Below are 17270 nucleotides of genomic sequence, written 5' to 3' on the forward strand. Positions count from 1 at the left end.
AGTAGGACACCGCCGGACTAAAATTAAAGAAAAAGAAGAGGGCCGAGGGCCTGGTCGAGAACCGAGAGTTCTCCCAGCCCCTCGGCTCTTTTCTTCATGCCCGCACCCCGCCCCACTCACGCCCCACCTCGTGACTCACGTGCCCGACTCCGTCACACCCGTGATCGAGCCCGTCACACCCGTGATCGAGCCCGTGACACGCGTGATCAGAGCCGGAACACACGACGCCGCCGGCATCCCGGGGTGCCGTGCCGTCCACCCGAGCACATGTGTCGTCCGTCTGAGCACACGTGTCGTCCCCTCAACCACCCGAGCCGTCCACTCAAGCACACGAGACACCCGGCCGGACACGAGATCCGTCCCCGCACACACGAGATCCGCCTCTGATCACATGAGTCACGGCTCTAATCACACGAGTCACGGCTCTGATCACATGAGTCACGGCTCTGAGCACGCGAGTGACGAGTTCGCGCACGCGAGTCACGGCGCTGATCACGCGAGATCCGGCTCCGGACACGCGAGTCACGGGGGGACACAAAGTCACCGGGGCCGGGCACGCGAGCGACGAGTTCGGGCACGTGAGTTACGGGCCGGGCGAGACCGCACGCCATCCCGCTATGCATTTAGTCGGCTAAATGCGGGGAGTGGTGAGGGCGGGGAGGGTCTCGCTGAGGGGACCGCGGATCACGACGGTCGCCATGGCGTCATAGGGCGTTTCGGAGCCGTTGCAGATCACCACGTCGGCTCCGGCGCGAGAGGCCACACTCACCAGCGAAGCGGCCGGCTGCACACTCAGGGATGACCCGGCCACCAGCAGGAGATCGCTTTCGGAGACCGCGGCACGCGCGGCCCGGAGCAGGCTCTGGTCCAGGTGCTGGCCGAAAGAGACGGTGGCCGACTTCAGGATGCCGCCGCACACCAGACAGGGCGGGTCGGTCTCGCCCGCGCGGACGCGCTCCAGAGTCGAGCGCATGTCCCGGTGGTCGTCACAGGACAAACAAACTGACTCAAACATCGTCCCGTGCAGTTCCAGCACGCGCTCCGGCGGGGAACCCGCCTTCTGGTGCAGCCGGTCGATGTTCTGGGTGACGATGTGCGTCGGCGACAGACGTTCGAGGGCGTAGTGCGCGGCGTTCGGCGCCGCATCCCAACCCGGGTGCACCAGCCGTGCCTGCCAAGTCCGTTCCCGGACCTCACGACTGCCTTGATACGCCTGGAGGTTCGACATCTTCTCCGCGCCCGGATCGCGGGTCCACAGGCCCTGCGGGCCGCGGAAATCGGGGATCCCCGAATCGGTGGAGATCCCGGCGCCGGTCAGTGCGACGATCCGGCCGGCGCCGGTGACGAGCGAACGGGCCTCGTCCAGTCGGGGATCGGTGGTCACCGTCCCATGATGACCGTTACTTGACCGCGCTGCCCGCTTGCCAGTCCGCCCAGGACTTCGACCAGTCGCCGTAGAGGTCCCAGACCGGCAGCTGCGGGCCACCGGAGTTGGTCACCTCGACGACGTCGCCGAGCCCCATGTTCTGGTAGAACCACTGCGCGTTGGCGGCGTTGAGATTGATGCAGCCGTGCGACACGTTCGCGCTGCCCTGCGAGCCGACGCTGTTCGGGTTCTCGTGGACGAACTCACCGTCGTTCGAGATCCGGAGCGACCACTTTTCGTTCGACTTGTAGTACCCCGGCTGGCCCTGGCAGACACCGTAAGTGCACGAGTCCATCGTGTAATTCTCGTGTTTGTCCGAAATGACGTGCGCGCCCAAATGTGTCGGCGTCGCGTCCTTGCCCATCGAAATGGGCATCGATTTCACCATCTGGCCGTTGTGGAAGATCTGCATCTGCTCGGTGTTGCCGTCGGCCTTCGCGACCCAGGAATCGTGCACCTTGTACGTTTCGGTGCGATCGGTGGCGCCGTAGACGCCATTGCCGAAATCGACGCCGTAGATCATCGCCGACACCTTGAGCGTGGTCCCCGCCTGCCAGTACGTCTTGGGCCGGTAGTGGACGTTCTTGTCGTCGATCCAGTACCAGGAACCCTCCTGTTTCGGCGTGGACTCCACCGACAGCTTCTTCTCCACCTCGGCCTTGTTCTTCACCGGCTGGCCGAAGGCGAACACGATCGGCTGCCCGACGCCGACCCCGCCCGACGCGACCGCCGCGGGCGCCGGGATCAGGTTCGGGTTCGCCTGCTGTTTCGGGCTCAGGGTGGAGACCCTGCTCTGCTGCTCGACAGGCTTTCCGTCGGTGCCCTGGGCATGCGCCACGATCTTGTAGGTGCTGCCGTAGCCGAGTGGCTCGGTGGTCTTCCAGCTGAGGCCGTCGCTCGCGAGCTCGCCCTTCACCTGGTTGCCCTTGTCGGCGTTGCTGACGGTGACGTCGGTCAGCTTGCCGTGCTCGGCCTTGACCACGACCGGGGTCGCCGGATTGACGTTCGTCCCGCCCGCCGGATCGATGGTCACCGAAACCGGAGTTTCGTCCGATCCGGCGCTCGGGCCGGAGGAATTCGAAGTACCGGTGCCACCGGAGGACGAGCAGGCCGAGATCAGCAGTAGTGCGGCGAGTATTCCGGCCGTCGAAAGTAATGTCTTCTTGGGAAACATGAGATTCTCTTTTTACGTCGCTCGATCAGCGGAAAGTTCTCTTTCAAAAGTACGCGACGAAGAAGACGTGATCGATGCCGGTTGGTTGCTTGTCACGCCACAACGAGACCCGGTGCACCGTAAAGACCAGGGCCATTGACGCTCAATTCACCCAAATAGGTCTTCGCGGCGGCGTAGGCCTCGGTGGTCAGTGCCGCGGTGTGGCTGAAGTCCAGCGGACTGACCCGCACGGGCTTCGGCCCCGGCACGTAGACCACGGGTACTTCCGCCGCGGCGATCGGCGCCTCCAGCACCGCCTGGTTCCGCATGCTGATCATCGCGGTGAACATCATCACCTCGGCGAAGGTCTGCGGCGTGCCGGGCATCTTGCCGGGGAAGGCGCAGTCGAGGACGACGAGCGACTTCGCTCCCATCGCGAGCGCTTGGCGCATCGGCACGTTCGCGACCAGGCCGCCGTCGTAGAGCATGCGCTCCCCGAACGGCACCGGCGGGTAGATCCCGGGGATCGCGCAACTGGCCAGCAAGGGCGCCAGAACGGGCCCTGACCGAATGAGAAGCGGCTCGGCGGTGTCGACGTCCGTGGCGACGACTCCCAGCGGCAGCGCGAGATCCTCGAACCGGACGCCCTCGCCGATGTGCTCGTCGACGATCGCGGCGAGCCCGGTGTTGGGGAACAGGTTGGTCTTGCTGTGCCGCAGGGTCCGCACCTGGCTGAGCACGCCGCCGGGGAACGCCTCGTGCCGCGTCATCCGTGACCAGATCCGGTCCAGCCGGTCGCCCGATTCGCCTCCGAGCGCGAGGACGGCGGCGTTCAGCGAACCCACCGACGTGCCGACGACGAGGTCTGGCGTGATTCCGGCTTCGGTGAGGGCTCGCAGCATCCCGACCTGCATGGCGCCGAGGCTGCCGCCACCGCCGAGGACGAAACCGATCGGCTGGGGCAGGTTCAGGGCGGCCATGCCCGGAATCTAGTCGTCGGCGCCGATCTTCGCCGGGGTGGCTTCTTCGGCTGTGACGGCGAGCGCTTTCTTCTTCTTGTAACGCAGCAGGAAGAACACGGCGACGCCGACGAGGACGCCCACGATGACCAAGCCACCGGTGTTCAGTACGCCTTCGACCTTCTTCGCGGCCTCACCGAGGGCGGCGCCGATGCCGATGTGGATGGCCGACCAGCAGGCCGCGCCCGCCGCGGCGGCGGGCAGGAACTTGCGGAACGGCAGGCCCGACGTCCCGGACGCGGCCGGGGTCAGCGTGCGGATCACCGGCAGGAATCGCGCGAAGAACACCGCCCACGCGCCCCGCCGTTCGAGCACGCCCGTCGCCTTGTCCCAGGCGTCGAGGCCGTACTTGCGGATCAGCTTCGTTTCGCGCAGGCGCGGGCCGAAGCGTTTGCCGATCGCGTAGCCGAGCGAGTCGCCCAGCGCGGCGCAGACCGTCACGACCGCCCACAGGGTGAGGAAACGGGAGACCGACGTCGCCGTCGTGGCCGCGATCAGCAGCCCCGATTCGCCGGGCGCGATGAAGCCGAGCCCGATGGTGCATTCGGCGAACACCAGTCCGCCGGTCGCCGCGACCAGTCCCGGTTCCGGGAGTCCCTGCAGCCAATTAAGAAGATCCGTCACCAACGCCACCAGGTCACTTTACTGATTCGTGACCTGGTGGGTGGCGATGTCGCGGACAGGGTGACCGGAGTCACCGAGCCAGCAGCGAGCTGGCCTCCTGTGCCGCGGTGCCTTCGGCGGCGAGGTGCGCCAGGTTCTCCGACAGCGGCTCACCGCGGCGGGCCTTCGTCTGCGCGAAGAGACGCCCGGCGCGATACGAGGACCGGACGAGCGGCCCCGCCATGACGCCGGCGAAGCCCATGGCCTCGGCCGCGTTCGAGTGCTCGACGAACTCTTCGGGCTTGACCCAGCGGTCCACGGGGTGGTGCCGGGGCGAGGGCCGCAGGTACTGGGTGATCGTGAGGATTTCGCAGCCCGCGTCGACCAGGTCCTGCATCGCGGGCGCGACCTCGTCGGGGGTCTCGCCCATGCCGAGGATGAGATTCGACTTCGTCACCAGGCCGGCCTCACGAGCCTTCGTGATGACCTCCAGCGACCGCGCGTACCGGAAACCAGGCCGGATCCGCTTGAAAATCCGCGGCACCGTCTCCACGTTGTGCGCGAGCACCTCGGGGCGGGAACCGAACACCTCGGCGAGCTGGTCGGGATCGGCGTTGAAGTCCGGGATCAGCAACTCGACACCGGTACCCGGGTTCAGCGCGTGAATCTGACGGACAGTCTCCGCGTAGAGCCACGCGCCACCGTCTTCGAGGTCGTCACGCGCGACACCGGTCACCGTCGAATAGCGCAACCCCATCGCCTGGACGCTCTCGGCGACCTTGCGAGGCTCGGTGCGGTCCAGCTCGGCGGGCTTGCCCGTGTCGATCTGGCAGAAGTCGCACCGACGGGTGCACTGGTCGCCACCGATCAGGAAGGTCGCCTCACGGTCTTCCCAGCACTCGTAGATGTTGGGACAACCGGCTTCTTCGCAGACGGTGTGGAGGCCTTCGCGGCGCACCAGGCCTTTGAGTTCGGTGAACTCCGGTCCCATCCGGGCGCGCGTCTTGATCCACGACGGCTTCTTTTCGATGGGAGTCTGGGAATTCCGGACCTCGAGCCGCAACAGTTTGCGGCCATCTGGGGCAGCACTCACACCCTCACCCTACGCCCGCCGGAGTAGTGGTGGCCGCTCACGCGGGGTCGGGGGTGACGCCCGTCAAGTTGCTGGTCACGTCCCACAGCGCGGCACCGAGCGATTCGCTCCTCGCGGGGGTCAGCGGCCGCACCTTGACCGGGGCACCACGGAGCCCGCCGAGCCCGCGGGGGCCGATGTAGTCGCCCCCTTCGACCTCGGGGGACGTCGCCGCGAACAGCTGCGGAAGCGTGCCCTGGCGGGCGTTCTGCGCGATGAAGATCTCGCCGATCCGGTTGCCGGCGCCGACGAGCGCGCGCACCATCCGGTTGCGGTAGGAACGGGCCATTCCCGAACCGAGTCCGGTCCACGTGTAGCCGGGGTGCGCCGCCACGCTGACGACGTCCTCGCCCGCGGCGCGCAGCCTGCGGTCGAGTTCGAGCGCGAACACCTGATTGGCGAGTTTCGACTGGCCGTAGGCCGAACCCGGGTTGTACATCCGGCGTTCGAAGTTCGGGTCGGCGACGTCGATGCGCGCGCCTGTCGCCGCGACGCTCGACAAGGTCACGACACGGGCCTTCGAGCCGCCGCGCAGCGACGGCATCAGCAGCCAGGTCAGCACCGCGTGCCCGAGATGGTTCGTGCCGAACTGGGTCTCGAAGCCGTCCCTGGTGTGGCCGCGCGGCGTCGCCATCACACCCGCGTTGTTGACCAGGACGTCGAGCTTGCCGCCCGACAGTTCCTGGACCTTCTTCGCGGCTTCGCGCACCGAGTCGAGGTCGGCGAGATCCAGCCGGACGAGCTCGGGCGCTTCGCCGGTCGCGGCCGCGCGCACCTGCTCCAGCGCCTTGGCCCCGCGCTCCGGTGACCGGCAGCCGAGCAGCACGCGGGCCCCCTTGCCCGCGAGCACCTCGGACATGCGCAGTCCGAGCCCCGAGTTCGCACCGGTGACGAACACCGTCCGGCCGGTCTGATCCGGGATGTCGGCCTCGGTCCAGCGCGCGTGAGCAGCCATGTCGGTCACCTAACTACATCGTCGGCGGTGCCGCCAAAGCAGGTCAGGCGCTCGGCGCGAGCAACCGGAGCAGGTGACCCATCGGGCTGCGGCGGCGGGCGGGCTTCGCGTGCCGTCCGTGCCGGAGCAGGGTGGCGAACGCGCTGCCGACCTTGGTGATCTCGTCGCGCGGCTCCTCGCCGTCGGCCAGTCCCGCCGTCAGCGCGAGAGTGCGCAGTTCGGCCTCGTGCGACGGGATCAGCGCCGGGCACCGCTCGAGCGCCGCGTCGAGAACGGCGCGGAGGGTCTCGTGTTCGGCGATGGCGCTGTTCCAGGCGCGGGTGACGGCTTCGACGCGGTCGAGCGCGAGGTCCTGGTCGGCGTAATCCGGGTCGGTCATCTCGGCGCGGAGGCGACCGGAGAACACCTGGTTCCACTTGTACCGAAGCGCGAGCAAAAGCTCTTCTTCGGTCGCGAAGTACTTGGTGGCGCCAGGGATTTCTTCGAGTGAGATCGCGTCGGACGGGTGATGACCCGCCTGGCGCAGTGCGGCTTCGAGGATGTCGCGCCGCTGGTAGAAGTCGTTCCAGCTCATGATGTGGGCTCCCCTCCGTGACCCGGTTCATACCGCAGGTTTGCGGCATACTCCCGGTACGGACCTGACAGCAGTCAACATACCATGGGTATGGAGCGGGACCGGCGGCGTAAAGTTGTGAAGGTGGCGACAATGAGGTCAAGGCGGCTGGACTATTCCGAGTCCACCCGGTCGGCGCTCGTCGAGAGTGCCGTGGAGCTGTTCACCAAACGCGGATACGCCGGCACGTCTCTCGACGAGATCGCCAAGCGGGCCAGGGTGACGAAAGGCGCGCTGTACCACCATTTCAGTGGGAAGCAGGCGCTCTTCGAGGCCGCCTTCGACACGGTCGAGAGCCAGGTGTTCGACAGGCTCGAAAAGATCATGAACGGGCCGGACTCGCCATGGGAACGGGCGCTCGCCGGGCTGCGCGGTTTCCTGCAAAGCTGCCTCGACCCGGCGTATCAGCGCATCGCGATCCACGAGGCGCCGGTGGTGATGGGCTGGGAGCGCTGGCGCGAGGCCGAGGAGCGGTGCAGTTTCGGCCTGGTCCGCACCGGGATCCAGTCGCTCATCGAGGTCGGCGAGGTCGACGACGTCCCGGTCGACGTCACCGCGCGGCTGCTGTTCGGCGCGCTGTCGAGCGCCGCGATCGAGATCGCGAGCTCGCCGGAGCCGAAGAAGGTCAGCGCCCAGGTCGAAGAGGTCTTGGTGCGGCTGCTCGTCGGCTTCCGCCGTGTCCCGCCCGCCGAGCACGGGAAGGCGAGCTGAGCACTCCGTCGATATGGTGACGGCGTGGACCTCAGGATCTTTACCGAGCCCCAGCAGGGGGCCAGCTACGAAGACCTGCTCCGGGTGGCCAAGGCCACCGAGGACGCGGGTTACGACGCTTTCTTCCGCAGCGACCACTATCTGAAGATGGGGTCGGCGACCGGGCTCCCGGGGCCGACCGACGCGTGGATCACCCTCGCTGGTCTCGCCCGCGAGACCAGCCGGGTGCGGCTGGGCACGCTCGTCACCGCCGCCACCTTCCGGCACCCGTCGGTGCTCGCGATCTCGGTCGCGCAGGTGGACCAGATGTCCGGCGGCCGGGTCGAACTCGGCCTCGGTTCGGGCTGGTACGACGACGAGCACACCGCCTACGGCCTCGACCTGCCGCCGCTCAAGGAGCGCTTCGACCGCTACGCCGAGCAGCTCGCGGTGGTCACCGGCCTGTGGGAGACGCCGGAAGGGGAGACGTTCTCCTTCGACGGCGAGCACTACAAGCTCGACGGTTCGCCCGGCCTGCCCAAGCCCGCGCAGCGGCCGCGGCCGCCGGTGATCATCGGCGGTGGCGGCAAGAAGCGCACCCCGGCGCTCGCCGCTCGCTACGCGGACGAGTTCAACCTGCCGTTCGTGGGCCCGGAGTTCGCCGTCGAGCAGTTCGGCCGCGTCGATGACGCCGCGCGTGAGATCGGGCGCGACCCCAAGGAGATCATCCGCTCGGCCGCGCTCGTCGTCGCCGTCGGCCGTGACGAGGCCGAGGTCGCGAAGCGCGCCGGTGTCATCGGGCGCGAGGTGGGCGAGCTGCGGGAGAACGGCCTGGCGGGGACGCCGTCGGAGGTCGTCGAGAAGATCGGGCAGTGGCGGGAGACGACCGGGATCACCCGGCTCTACCTGCAGTTGCTGGACCTTTCGGATCTGGACCAGGTCGAGCTGATCGCTTCCGAGGTCGCACCTCAGCTGGACTGAAGCCGGGATGCCGTGAAGGCCTCCTTCCCTACCTTCAGAGTAGGGAAGGAGGCCTTCACGGTCTTCTAGACGTACTCGACGTCCACGCTGGCGATGGAGCCCCCGGGGCTGAACGAGATCCCCGAAGGATTGCCGTTGACGGCGGGGTAGCCCTCTTCCCGATGGCAGTTCGGACGGCAGTACTGGACGACGACCTTGTAGGTGCCGCTCGGGCAGAAGCCGGCGGCCCAGGTCGAGCCGTTGGTCTCGGTCCAGCAGCTCGGCGGCACCGCCGAAGCGACGCCGGGTGCGGCCAGTAATCCGCCGACAGCGGCCACGACCGCGGCGGTGTACGCGAATCCGCGCATGATTCCTCCCAGTGAGCCGCGGCGTTTCCGCGGCCCTACCAGGAGCTTGGCACAGGTCTCAGTTCTGGAGAGCGAAAGTGACGCCGGGGGCGGCGGGTGCCTCGGGGCGCGCCAACCAGCGCTCGTCGCTCACCGGCAGGTCGCCTTCCAGCGCCGCGAGCACGGCTTCGCGCGCCATCGGCAGCACCGACGCCACGGTGACCTCGCGGTCGAGTTCGTAGGACAGCGACGTCACGCCCGCGTCCCGGATGCCGCACGGGACGATCTTGTCGAAGGCGCCCAGATCGGGATTGCAGTTCAGCTCGAAACCGTGCATGGTCACGCCGCGCTGCACACGAATGCCGATCGCGGCGATCTTCCGCTCCACACCGCGGTCGTCGGCGGGGATCCACACGCCGCTGCGGCCCTCGACCCGGCCGGTGTGCACGCCGAGCTGGTCGCAGACGGTGATCAGGGCCTCTTCGAGACGCCGCACGTAGTGCACGACGTCGATCGGGTCGGCCAGTTTGATGATCGGGTACCCAACCAGCTGGCCGGGACCGTGCCAGGTGATCTTCCCGCCGCGGTCGACGTCGATCACCGGGGTGCCGTCCGTCGGCCTGTCCTCGGTTTCGGTGCGCTTTCCCGCGGTGTAGACCGAAGGGTGCTCCAGCAGGAGCATGGTGTCGGGGCCTTCGTCGTCGGCACGGGCTGTCACGTGCCGGCGCTGGAGTTCCCAGGCTTCGGTGTAGTCGATCGTCCCGATCTCGCGGACGTCGACGGGCTCGGTGGCGGCACGGCATGACGTGGTCGAAGAGCTCACCTGAGCGACACTACGCCGGGTCTTCCGGCCGGGGCAGCAGCCCCAGCCCGGCCGCCGAAATCAGGCCCACACCGCCCACCGCGAGTACGGATCCCGCGGTGTCGGTCAGCCAGTGCACACCCAGCACGATGCGGCAGAGGGCACCCACGAGCGTCGCCGCGACGGCGATCGTGACCGCGAGACGCCGCAGCCGGGGACGTGTCCAAGCGCACAGCAGTACCGCGACGAACCCGGTGCAGGCGACGGCGACCACATGCCCGCTCGGGTAGCTCGGATCGGGGAATTCGCGGGGTCGGTCGCGGTAGAACAGCGGCTTGGCGATCAGGCTGGTCAGGCGGCACAGCACCAGGACGACGGCCAGTTTGACGCACAACGCGGTCAGTTCCCGGTGGCGCAGCGCGATCACCGCCAGCACCGCGCCCAGCGCGAACGGCAGGACCGGGCCGAGGACGTTCGTCACCAGATCGGCCACCTGCCCGAGGGGCCGGGTGTACTGCCCGCGGAAGGCGTCGGCGAGGGCGACGTCCACCGGCGGCGGCCGCTTGCCGACGGACAGCCCGAGGATGACGAAGCCGATCAGCAGAAGGGTTCCGGCGAGGATGTACAGACCGCGCCGCGCGGTCATGTCGCGGCGGCCAGAGCGTCCTCGAGGGTCGGGTGGCGGAACTCGTACCCCGCTTCCTCCAGTGCCTTGGGCATGGCGCGCTGCCCGAACAGCGCCATCTCCTCGGCCGCCTGTCCGAGGGCGATCTTCATGGCGAACCCGGGAACCTGCCAGAACGCCGGGCGGTGCACGGCGTGCCCCAAGGCCTTGGTGAAGGCCGCGTTGGTGGCGGGCTGAGGCCCGGAGAGGTTCACCGCGCCGGACAGCGACTCGTTCTCCAGCGCGAAGACGATCGCGCCGACCTCGTCGTCGAGCGAGATCCACGGCATGTACTGCCTGCCGTCGCCGAGCTTTCCCCCGAGTCCCAGGCGGAACAGTGGCCGCAGGACGTCGAGGAGACCGCCCTTGCGCGCGAGCACCAGCCCGGTGCGGATGCGCACGACCCGGGCGCCCGCGGTGGCCGCGGTCTCGGTGGCGCCCTCCCAAGCGGTGCAGAGTTCGGCGAGGAACCCGCGTCCCGCCGGAGTCGATTCGTCCACAAGGGACGGACCGGGGTCGCCGTAGTAGCCGACGGCGGAAGCGTTGACCAGTACGGGGATCTCGTGTTCGGCGACGGCTTCCGCGAGCACCTCCGTCGGTTCGACCCGGCTGTCGAGCAGGACCTGTTTGCGGGCCGCGCTCCAGCGTCCGGGCAGCAGCGGGGCGCCCGCGAGGTTCACCACGGCGTCGACGCCGTCGAGCGCGCCGTCGGCTATCTCCCCGGCGGGGGGATCCCAGCGGCGCTCGTCGCCGCTTCGCTCCTCTCGGCGCACCAGGCGGACCACTTCGTGCCCGGAGCCGCGCAACCGCTTCGTCAGGGAGGTGCCGATCAGTCCGCTCGAACCCGCGATCAGAACTCGCATGATCCGATCGTTGCCTATCCGCGATCCGGTCGCACGCTCAGGTTCTTCAGCTGCCCGGCGACGTCGGACGCGGCGGTGAGCAGTACCAGCACCGGGATCGTCGCGGTGGGCTTGAGCCGGTAGCTGCCGCGCTTGTCCTGCTCGACGATCCCGGCGCCGGTCAGCGCCTTGAGGTGGTGGTACAGCTGGCCCGGCGACCCCAGTTCGGCGGCCTCTTGCAAGGCGGGGGCGGTCTGCGCGCCCTTCTCGGCCAGCGTCCGCACGAGCGCCACCCGCGCGGTGCTGGACAGGGCCGCGAGCACCTCGACCCGCGGCCCGTCCGCGAACGCCAGCATCGGCCCGGGCGTGACGTTGATCGCCCAGTTCAATTCGAGCGGGTCGGTCAGCTCACCGTGGTAGCCGACCAGCCCGCCGGGGCTCGCCACCGGTTCGGGCTGCCCCTGTCCTTCGAGCGCGGCGACCCGGGCTTCGAGGGCGGCGATCCGGTCGGCGAGCTCAGCGTCCATACCGGATATCTATACCTTCGCCTCAGCAGAGTGCTCGTTCGAGGGCGGCGAACCGCGCGGGATCGGACAACGCCGCGAGCACGAGGTCGATCAGCGGTAGCTCGTTCTGGACGTCCTGATCGGTCACGCCGTGGAGCAGGACGGCCGCCGTGCCGGAACGACCGCCTGGCCAGCGGACGGAAAGTCCCATGGTGAGCGTACGCGGCAGCGCCCCGTCCTTGATGAGCACCTCGCTCGCGCCGGGTGGGACGCGGCCGGAAAGCGGGCGAGCGAGGATCTCCCTGGCCTGCGGGTAGAGCCCCCTGGCGATACCGCGGTGGAGCGAGAACAGTTCCGAGGCCGAACCTCGGGCGTGGCCCTTGACCCAGGGCCATTGCGCGTCCGGTGTCGACGGCATGTCCGGGACGCGTTCGAACGCTTCGGCCCGGAAGGCGGGATCGGCCACGAACCGCCGTGCCACCGCGTCGCCCATCGCCCGCCGGACCGCGACGGGACTGCCGGGCGGGGGCGCGTACTCCGGCAGCATCAGCATCAGCACTTCGCCGCCCAGCGAACGGGTGTCCGGCCTCGCCCAGCCACCCCGCGCCGCCGCGCGCCGGAGAGCGGGGTCGCCGAGGCGGGTGCGGAGGTAGTCCGTGGCCGCGTTGTCGCTGAAGAAGATCATCGCTTCGGGAATCCGCGCCAGCGGGACGCGTCGCTCGGGATCCTTGGCGATGCCGTAGTCGTCGCAGGGGACACCCAGCCAGTTGAGCGCCTGGAAATGTGCGCGACCGTCGGAAACGAACGGGTGGTGTGCGTCCCAGTCGCCCACCCGGATCTGTTCGTCCGGATCGAGCCTGCCTTCGGCGACCGCGACGGCGTACGCGCTGAGGTGCACGACCTTGACCGAGGACGCCAGCAGGCGTCCGGTGTCGGCGTTGTGAGCGGCACGACGGCCCGCGCCGTCGTCGATCAGGACGGAGACGTCGCGCCGGTGCGCGGCGATCCAGTCGAGCCAGCCCTGTTGTGTCGTCGTGTCCGGCTGGGCCGCGCTCGCGATTCCCGGCAGGAGCAACGCGGCCGATCCGGCGGCGGCTCCGGCCAGCAGATGACGTCTGGTCAGCATGGTCAACACCCTCCCTCTTATTTTCCGTAATTCCGGAATACTAGAGTTCGAGGTGGCTGTCAAACGCCGCGTTTAGTCCTCTGGATGCGGTAGTTCGTGGTGCCAACTACCGCATCCAGAGGACTAAACGCGGGGAGAAAGGCGAAGGCCCCCGCCCCGCCGAAGCGGGACGAGGGCCTTCACGGACCACAGGAGGATCAGAGACCGAGCTCGTCCTCGAAGTTGCCCTCTTCCAGACGCTGCTTGATCGTCGTGACGAAGCGGCCCGCGTCGGCCCCGTCCACCAGGCGGTGGTCGTAGGTCAGCGGCAGGAACGCCATCGACCGGACGGCGATCGTGTCGTTGCCGTCGGCGTCCGCGATCACGACCGGGCGCTTCACGACCGCGCCGGTACCGAGCATGCCGGACTGCGGCTGCACGATGATCGGCGTGTCGAACAGGGCGCCGTTGGAGCCGATGTTCGTGATCGTGAAGGTGCCGCCCGACAGCTCGTCCGGCTTGATCTGGCCCGAACGCGCGCGGCCCGCCAGGTCGGCGATGCGGTGCGCGAGACCGGCGAGGCTCAGCTCACCCGCGTCGTGGATGACCACCGACAGCAGACCCTTTTCGGTGTCCACCGCGATCCCCAGGTGCACCGCACCGTGGTAGGTGATCTCCTTCGTGTCCTCGTTGTAGGACGCGTTGACGTTCGGGTGCTGCTTGAGCGCCTCGACGGTGGCCTTCGCGAAGAACGGCAGGAACGTCAGGTTGACGCCCTCGCGCTCCTTGAAGGCCGCCTTCGCCCGCTGGCGGAGCTTGGCGATCTTCGTGACGTCCACCTCGTGGACCTGCGTGAGCTGCGCGGAGAGCTGCAGCGACTCGCGGGTCTTCGTGGCGGTGATCTGACGGATCCGGCTGGCCTTCTGCACGGTGCCGCGCAGGGCCGCGAGCTCCGGCGAAACCGCGGCCTTGCGCGGAGCCGATGGGGCGGCGGCGGCCGGGGCGGCGGCAGCGGGCTGCGCGGCGGGAGCCGGAGCGGCCTTCTGCTTGGCCTCGGCGGCCGCGAGCACGTCCTGCTTGCGGATGCGGCCACCGACACCGCTGCCGGTCAGCGACGACAGATCGATGCCGTGCTCCGAAGCGAGCTTGCGGACCAGCGGCGTCACGTACGGCGCGTTGTCCGAGCCGTTGTCGGAGCTCGCCGCGGCGGGCTTCGGCGCTTCGGCCTTGGGAGCCGGGGCGGCCTGCGGAGCCGGGGCGGGCTTCGGTGCGGGAGCCGCTTCGGCCTTGGGCTCGGGCTTCGGTTCCGGCTTGGGCTCCGGCTTCGGCTCGGGCTTGGGTTCCGGCTTGGGCTCGGCCTTCGGGGCCGGGGCGGAACCGGCGGCACCGATCACCGCGAGCACCCCGCCGACCTCGACGGTCTCGTCCTCGCCGGCGCGGATCTCCAGCACGGTGCCGGCGACCGGGGACGGGACCTCGGTGTCGACCTTGTCCGTGGAGATCTCGAGCAGCGGCTCGTCGACCTCGACGCTCTCGCCGACCTGCTTGAGCCACCGGGTGACGGTGCCCTCGGTGACGCTCTCGCCCAGCTCGGGCAGCTTCACCTCGGTGCCTTCGCCGCCGGAGGCGGGCGCGGTGTCCGGCTGGGACGGCGCGGCGGCCTCTTCCTTCGCGGGTTCCGGCTCGGGCTCGGGCTGCGCCTCTTCGGCGGCGGGCTCGGCGGAACCGGAGGACTCCGGCACCCCGCCGGTCCCGTCGTCGATGACGGCGAGCTCGCCGCCGACCTCGACGGTCTCGTCTTCCTGGGCGCTGATCTTCACGACCTTGCCGGCGACCGGGGACGGGACCTCGGTGTCGACCTTGTCCGTGGAGATCTCGAGCAACGGCTCGTCGACCTCGACGGTGTCGCCCTCCTGCTTCAACCACCGGGTGACGGTGCCCTCGGTGACGCTCTCACCGAGCTCCGGCAACGTGACGGAGTAGGCCATCGTTCGCTGACTCCCTTGATATGTCTTGCTTGGTCTTCTGGTTCTTCGACGGTGAGACGTCAGCTGTGGACGTGCAGCGGCTTGCCCGCCAGGGCGAGGAACGCTTCACCGAGGGCCTCGGTCTGGGTGGGGTGCGCGTGGATGAGCGGGGCCACGTCCTCGGGGAACGCCTCCCAGCTGTAGATCAGCTGCGCTTCACCGATCAGCTCGCCGACGCGGTCGCCCACCATGTGCACGCCCACGACCGGCCCTTCCGGAGCCTTGATCAGCTTGACCCCACCGGAGGTCTTGAGGATCTGGCTCTTGCCGTTGCCACCGAGGTCGTAGGTGAAGGTGGTGACGTCGGAGCCGTACTTCTCCTTCGCCTGCGACTCGGTCAGGCCGACCGAAGCGACCTCGGGGTGCGAGTAGGTGACGCGCGGGATGCCGCTCTCGTCGATCACGCGCGGCTCCTGGCCGGCGATCTCTTCCGCGACGAAGATGCCCTGCTGGAACCCGCGGTGCGCGAGCTGGAGACCAGGGACGATGTCACCGACGGCGTAGACGTTCGGCAGGTTCGTGCGCAGGCGGTCGTCGGTGAGGACGAAGCCGCGCTCCATCTTGACGCCGGCCTCCTCGTACCCGTGCCCGGCCGAGTTCGGGCCGCGGCCCACGGCGACCAGCAGCAGGTCGGCTTCCAGCGTCTCGCCGGACTCCAGCGACACGCTGACGCCGTTGTCGTCCTGCTTGGCACCGGTGAATCGGACGCCGGTCTTGAAGCCGATCTTGCGACGACGGAAAGCGCGCTCGAGCTGCTTGGACGCGTACTCGTCCTCGTTCGGGACCAGGCGGGGCAGCGCCTCCACGATGGTGACGTCGACGCCGAAGGACGCCCAGACGGACGCGAATTCGACACCGATGACACCACCGCCGAGAACGATGGCCTTCTTCGGGATGTAGTCCAGCGAAAGCGCCTGCTCGCTCGCGATGATGCGGCCGCCGAGCTCCAGGCCGGGCAGCGTCTTCGAGTACGAGCCGGTGGCGAGGATGACGTTCTTGCCGGTGTAGCGGGTGCCGTCGACCTCGACGGTCGTGCCGCCGACGAACGTTCCGGTGCCCTCGACGAGGTTCACCTTGTGCGCCTTGGCCAGGCCCTGGAGGCCCTTGTACAAGCGCGAGACGATCCCGTCCTTGTACTTGTTGACCCCGGCGATGTCGATGCCTTCCAGCACGGCCTTGACGCCGAAGGTCTCGGCGTCGCGGGTCTCGTCGGCGACCTCCGCCGCGTGCAGGAGGGCCTTGGTCGGGATGCAGCCTCGGTGGAGGCACGTCCCGCCAAGCTTGTCCTTTTCGATCAGGGTGACGGAAAGGCCCAGCTCGGCCGCGCGGAACGCGGCGGCGTAGCCGCCCGATCCGCCACCCAGGATCACAAGGTCGGCGGAGGTGTCGGTCACTTCAATAACTCCTCGGCAAGCGGTAGGGGTGGTGCTCTGGCGCCGCTCCGCGCGGTATACGCGCGCGCGGACACTTGCCATCTTGTCACTACGTGTGGAGAGGCTGCGACCTAGGCCGCGTCGTGTGACCCACGGGACACGCCCCGCGCGGACCGCCACGCTGAGCACACGCCCGCGTCGGGATAATGGACATCGGACGCGAATGGGAAGTGAGGTGGTCGGAGTGGGTCTGTTCGACTCGCTGCGCCGGCGCTCTAAAGGCGGGCAAAAGCCCGGTACGCTGCGGAAAGCCTCTTCAACCGACTTCAAGCATCTCGAGGAGTGGGCCTCTACACGGACCGGTGTCGAGGCCTATGTGGAGCCGAAGACCAACGTCACCGAGACCACGGTCGTCCTCATCGCCCATGACGGTGAGTGGACCCGGCGCCGGATCGAGAGCCTGGACGCGGCGCAGCAGTTCGGTCACAAACGGTCGATCCCCGTGTACGAGGTGGCGAGGGTCGGCTACCCGAAGCGGATGCGGGAGTACACCGAGCGGAAGAAGCGCGGCGAAGCCTGAGGCGGGGTCAGAGGTCGATCTCGCCGACGTGCTGTCCATCGTGGACCGTGCCGGTGTCACGGAAGCCGAGCCGGAGGTAGAACGCCTCCGGACCGTGCTCGCCCGGGATCCAGAGGACGGTCGCCCGGCGCTGGTCACGTCGTCGTGCCTCGTCCAGGACCGCCTCGACGGCGAAACGGCCGTAGCCCTTGCCTTGCCGTCCCGCCGCGACGTTGAGCCGCCAGATCCCGCAGCGGAAGTAGTCGATCGGGCAGTCCGGGTCGAACCCGCCCATCACGAACCCGACCGGTTCGCCATCGTCGAGGATCAGCCGCGGCCAGGCGATTTCGGGCTGGGCGTAAGCCTCGGCGAGTGACCGGGCGACGGGAGCCACATAGGACTCCTGACGCGGTTCGACGGCGATCGAACAGGCGGCGCCGACGTTGTCCCGGGTGATCTTCGCGAGCGTGAGAGAGGGCATGGTCGCGAAGCTA

General features: G+C 68.7%; 20 protein-coding genes. 4 read left to right on the forward strand and 16 right to left on the reverse strand.

Annotation, left to right across the window (positions count from 1 at the left end):
- Positions 1–631 precede the first annotated feature (631 nt).
- Positions 632–1384, reverse strand: coding sequence for an SIR2 family NAD-dependent protein deacylase (locus CFP71_RS37760; RefSeq protein WP_093938695.1), 753 nt, complete (start codon positions 1382–1384; stop codon positions 632–634).
- 16 nt (positions 1385–1400) lie between these two features.
- Positions 1401–2459 (reverse strand): L,D-transpeptidase, encoded by a 1059-nt coding sequence (locus CFP71_RS37765; protein WP_244199982.1) that lies wholly within the window; start codon positions 2457–2459, stop codon positions 1401–1403.
- Between CFP71_RS37765 and CFP71_RS45210 the strand changes: the two genes are divergently transcribed.
- Complete coding sequence (locus CFP71_RS45210; RefSeq protein ID WP_244199983.1) at positions 2452–2739, forward strand: hypothetical protein; 288 nt, start codon at positions 2452–2454, stop codon at positions 2737–2739. The two genes, CFP71_RS37765 and CFP71_RS45210, sit on opposite strands and share 8 nt — an antisense overlap.
- Here CFP71_RS45210 and CFP71_RS37770 read toward each other — a convergent pair.
- The 5 genes from CFP71_RS37770 to CFP71_RS37790 form a co-directional block, all read right to left on the reverse strand.
- Positions 2693–3559 (reverse strand): patatin-like phospholipase family protein, encoded by an 867-nt coding sequence (locus tag CFP71_RS37770; protein ID WP_093938697.1) that lies wholly within the window; start codon positions 3557–3559, stop codon positions 2693–2695. The genes CFP71_RS45210 and CFP71_RS37770 overlap by 47 nt on opposite strands.
- A 9-nt stretch (positions 3560–3568) precedes the next feature.
- Complete coding sequence (locus tag CFP71_RS37775) at positions 3569–4231, reverse strand: DedA family protein (RefSeq protein ID WP_005163231.1); 663 nt, start codon at positions 4229–4231, stop codon at positions 3569–3571.
- Between the two features lie 61 nt (positions 4232–4292).
- Entirely contained in the window at positions 4293–5294 is a 1002-nt protein-coding gene (gene lipA, locus CFP71_RS37780) for a lipoyl synthase (RefSeq protein ID WP_093938698.1), read from the reverse strand.
- 37 nt (positions 5295–5331) lie between these two features.
- Positions 5332–6288, reverse strand: coding sequence for an oxidoreductase (locus tag CFP71_RS37785; RefSeq protein ID WP_093938738.1), 957 nt, complete (start codon positions 6286–6288; stop codon positions 5332–5334).
- A gap of 43 nt (positions 6289–6331) precedes the next feature.
- Entirely contained in the window at positions 6332–6862 is a 531-nt protein-coding gene (locus tag CFP71_RS37790) for a hypothetical protein (protein ID WP_093938699.1), read from the reverse strand.
- Positions 6863–6994: 132 nt separating this feature from the next.
- Here CFP71_RS37790 and CFP71_RS37795 point away from each other — a divergent pair, with 132 nt between their 5' ends.
- Both CFP71_RS37795 and CFP71_RS37800 read left to right on the forward strand, forming a co-directional pair.
- Positions 6995–7612, forward strand: a complete 618-nt coding sequence (locus CFP71_RS37795) for a TetR/AcrR family transcriptional regulator (RefSeq protein ID WP_093938700.1) — start codon at positions 6995–6997, stop codon at positions 7610–7612.
- Positions 7613–7636: 24 nt separating this feature from the next.
- A complete protein-coding gene (locus tag CFP71_RS37800; RefSeq protein ID WP_093938701.1) occupies positions 7637–8572 on the forward strand; it encodes an LLM class F420-dependent oxidoreductase in 936 nt (311 codons plus the stop codon).
- 65 nt (positions 8573–8637) lie between these two features.
- Here the strand turns inward: CFP71_RS37800 and CFP71_RS37805 are convergent, their stop codons facing one another.
- The 8 genes from CFP71_RS37805 to lpdA all read right to left on the reverse strand — a co-directional run bounded on the left by CFP71_RS37805 (position 8638) and on the right by lpdA (position 16238).
- A complete protein-coding gene (locus CFP71_RS37805; RefSeq protein WP_093938702.1) occupies positions 8638–8919 on the reverse strand; it encodes a hypothetical protein in 282 nt (93 codons plus the stop codon).
- Positions 8920–8977: 58 nt separating this feature from the next.
- On the reverse strand, positions 8978–9721 hold the full coding sequence (lipB, locus tag CFP71_RS37810) for a lipoyl(octanoyl) transferase LipB (protein WP_093938703.1): 744 nt from the start codon (positions 9719–9721) through the stop codon (positions 8978–8980).
- Between the two features lie 10 nt (positions 9722–9731).
- Positions 9732–10346, reverse strand: coding sequence for a phosphatase PAP2 family protein (locus tag CFP71_RS37815; protein WP_093938704.1), 615 nt, complete (start codon positions 10344–10346; stop codon positions 9732–9734).
- A complete protein-coding gene (locus tag CFP71_RS37820) occupies positions 10343–11227 on the reverse strand; it encodes a TIGR01777 family oxidoreductase (protein WP_093938705.1) in 885 nt (294 codons plus the stop codon). Before CFP71_RS37820 ends, CFP71_RS37815 begins: the two co-directional genes overlap by 4 nt.
- A gap of 14 nt (positions 11228–11241) precedes the next feature.
- Positions 11242–11733 carry an ArsR/SmtB family transcription factor gene (locus CFP71_RS37825; protein ID WP_093938706.1) on the reverse strand — a complete coding sequence of 164 codons (492 nt, stop codon included), beginning with the start codon at positions 11731–11733 and terminating at the stop codon, positions 11242–11244.
- 22 nt (positions 11734–11755) lie between these two features.
- Positions 11756–12838 (reverse strand): serine hydrolase, encoded by a 1083-nt coding sequence (locus CFP71_RS37830; RefSeq protein ID WP_093938739.1) that lies wholly within the window; start codon positions 12836–12838, stop codon positions 11756–11758.
- Positions 12839–13035: 197 nt separating this feature from the next.
- Positions 13036–14805, reverse strand: a complete 1770-nt coding sequence (sucB, locus tag CFP71_RS37835) for a 2-oxoglutarate dehydrogenase, E2 component, dihydrolipoamide succinyltransferase (protein ID WP_093938707.1) — start codon at positions 14803–14805, stop codon at positions 13036–13038.
- Between the two features lie 59 nt (positions 14806–14864).
- Positions 14865–16238, reverse strand: coding sequence for a dihydrolipoyl dehydrogenase (lpdA, locus tag CFP71_RS37840; protein WP_093938708.1), 1374 nt, complete (start codon positions 16236–16238; stop codon positions 14865–14867).
- A 214-nt stretch (positions 16239–16452) separates the two neighbouring features.
- Here lpdA and CFP71_RS37845 point away from each other — a divergent pair, with 214 nt between their 5' ends.
- Complete coding sequence (locus CFP71_RS37845) at positions 16453–16797, forward strand: oxidoreductase (RefSeq protein ID WP_167406415.1); 345 nt, start codon at positions 16453–16455, stop codon at positions 16795–16797.
- A 7-nt stretch (positions 16798–16804) separates the two neighbouring features.
- Here the strand turns inward: CFP71_RS37845 and CFP71_RS37850 are convergent, their stop codons facing one another.
- Positions 16805–17257, reverse strand: coding sequence for a GNAT family N-acetyltransferase (locus tag CFP71_RS37850; protein WP_093938710.1), 453 nt, complete (start codon positions 17255–17257; stop codon positions 16805–16807).
- Between the last annotated feature and the right edge of the window lie 13 nt (positions 17258–17270).

Origin of the sequence: Amycolatopsis thailandensis, from assembly GCF_002234405.1 — a bacterium.
Lineage (GTDB): Bacteria > Actinomycetota > Actinomycetes > Mycobacteriales > Pseudonocardiaceae > Amycolatopsis > Amycolatopsis thailandensis.

What these genes read in the sequence shown, in the direction of transcription:
- CFP71_RS45210 (WP_244199983.1), top strand. Translation starts at nt 2,452, where the DNA reads ATGGTCACCGAAACCGGAGTTTCGTCCGATCCGGCGCTCGGGCCGGAG.
- CFP71_RS37770 (WP_093938697.1), bottom strand. Translation starts at nt 3,559, where the DNA reads ATGGCCGCCCTGAACCTGCCCCAGCCGATCGGTTTCGTCCTCGGCGGT.
- CFP71_RS37785 (WP_093938738.1), bottom strand. Translation starts at nt 6,288, where the DNA reads ATGGCTGCTCACGCGCGCTGGACCGAGGCCGACATCCCGGATCAGACC.
- CFP71_RS37790 (WP_093938699.1), bottom strand. Translation starts at nt 6,862, where the DNA reads ATGAGCTGGAACGACTTCTACCAGCGGCGCGACATCCTCGAAGCCGCA.
- CFP71_RS37795 (WP_093938700.1), top strand. Translation starts at nt 6,995, where the DNA reads ATGAGGTCAAGGCGGCTGGACTATTCCGAGTCCACCCGGTCGGCGCTC.
- CFP71_RS37805 (WP_093938702.1), bottom strand. Translation starts at nt 8,919, where the DNA reads ATGCGCGGATTCGCGTACACCGCCGCGGTCGTGGCCGCTGTCGGCGGA.
- CFP71_RS37815 (WP_093938704.1), bottom strand. Translation starts at nt 10,346, where the DNA reads ATGACCGCGCGGCGCGGTCTGTACATCCTCGCCGGAACCCTTCTGCTG.
- CFP71_RS37820 (WP_093938705.1), bottom strand. Translation starts at nt 11,227, where the DNA reads ATGCGAGTTCTGATCGCGGGTTCGAGCGGACTGATCGGCACCTCCCTG.
- CFP71_RS37825 (WP_093938706.1), bottom strand. Translation starts at nt 11,733, where the DNA reads ATGGACGCTGAGCTCGCCGACCGGATCGCCGCCCTCGAAGCCCGGGTC.
- CFP71_RS37830 (WP_093938739.1), bottom strand. Translation starts at nt 12,838, where the DNA reads ATGCTGACCAGACGTCATCTGCTGGCCGGAGCCGCCGCCGGATCGGCC.
- sucB (WP_093938707.1), bottom strand. Translation starts at nt 14,805, where the DNA reads ATGGCCTACTCCGTCACGTTGCCGGAGCTCGGTGAGAGCGTCACCGAG.
- CFP71_RS37850 (WP_093938710.1), bottom strand. Translation starts at nt 17,257, where the DNA reads ATGCCCTCTCTCACGCTCGCGAAGATCACCCGGGACAACGTCGGCGCC.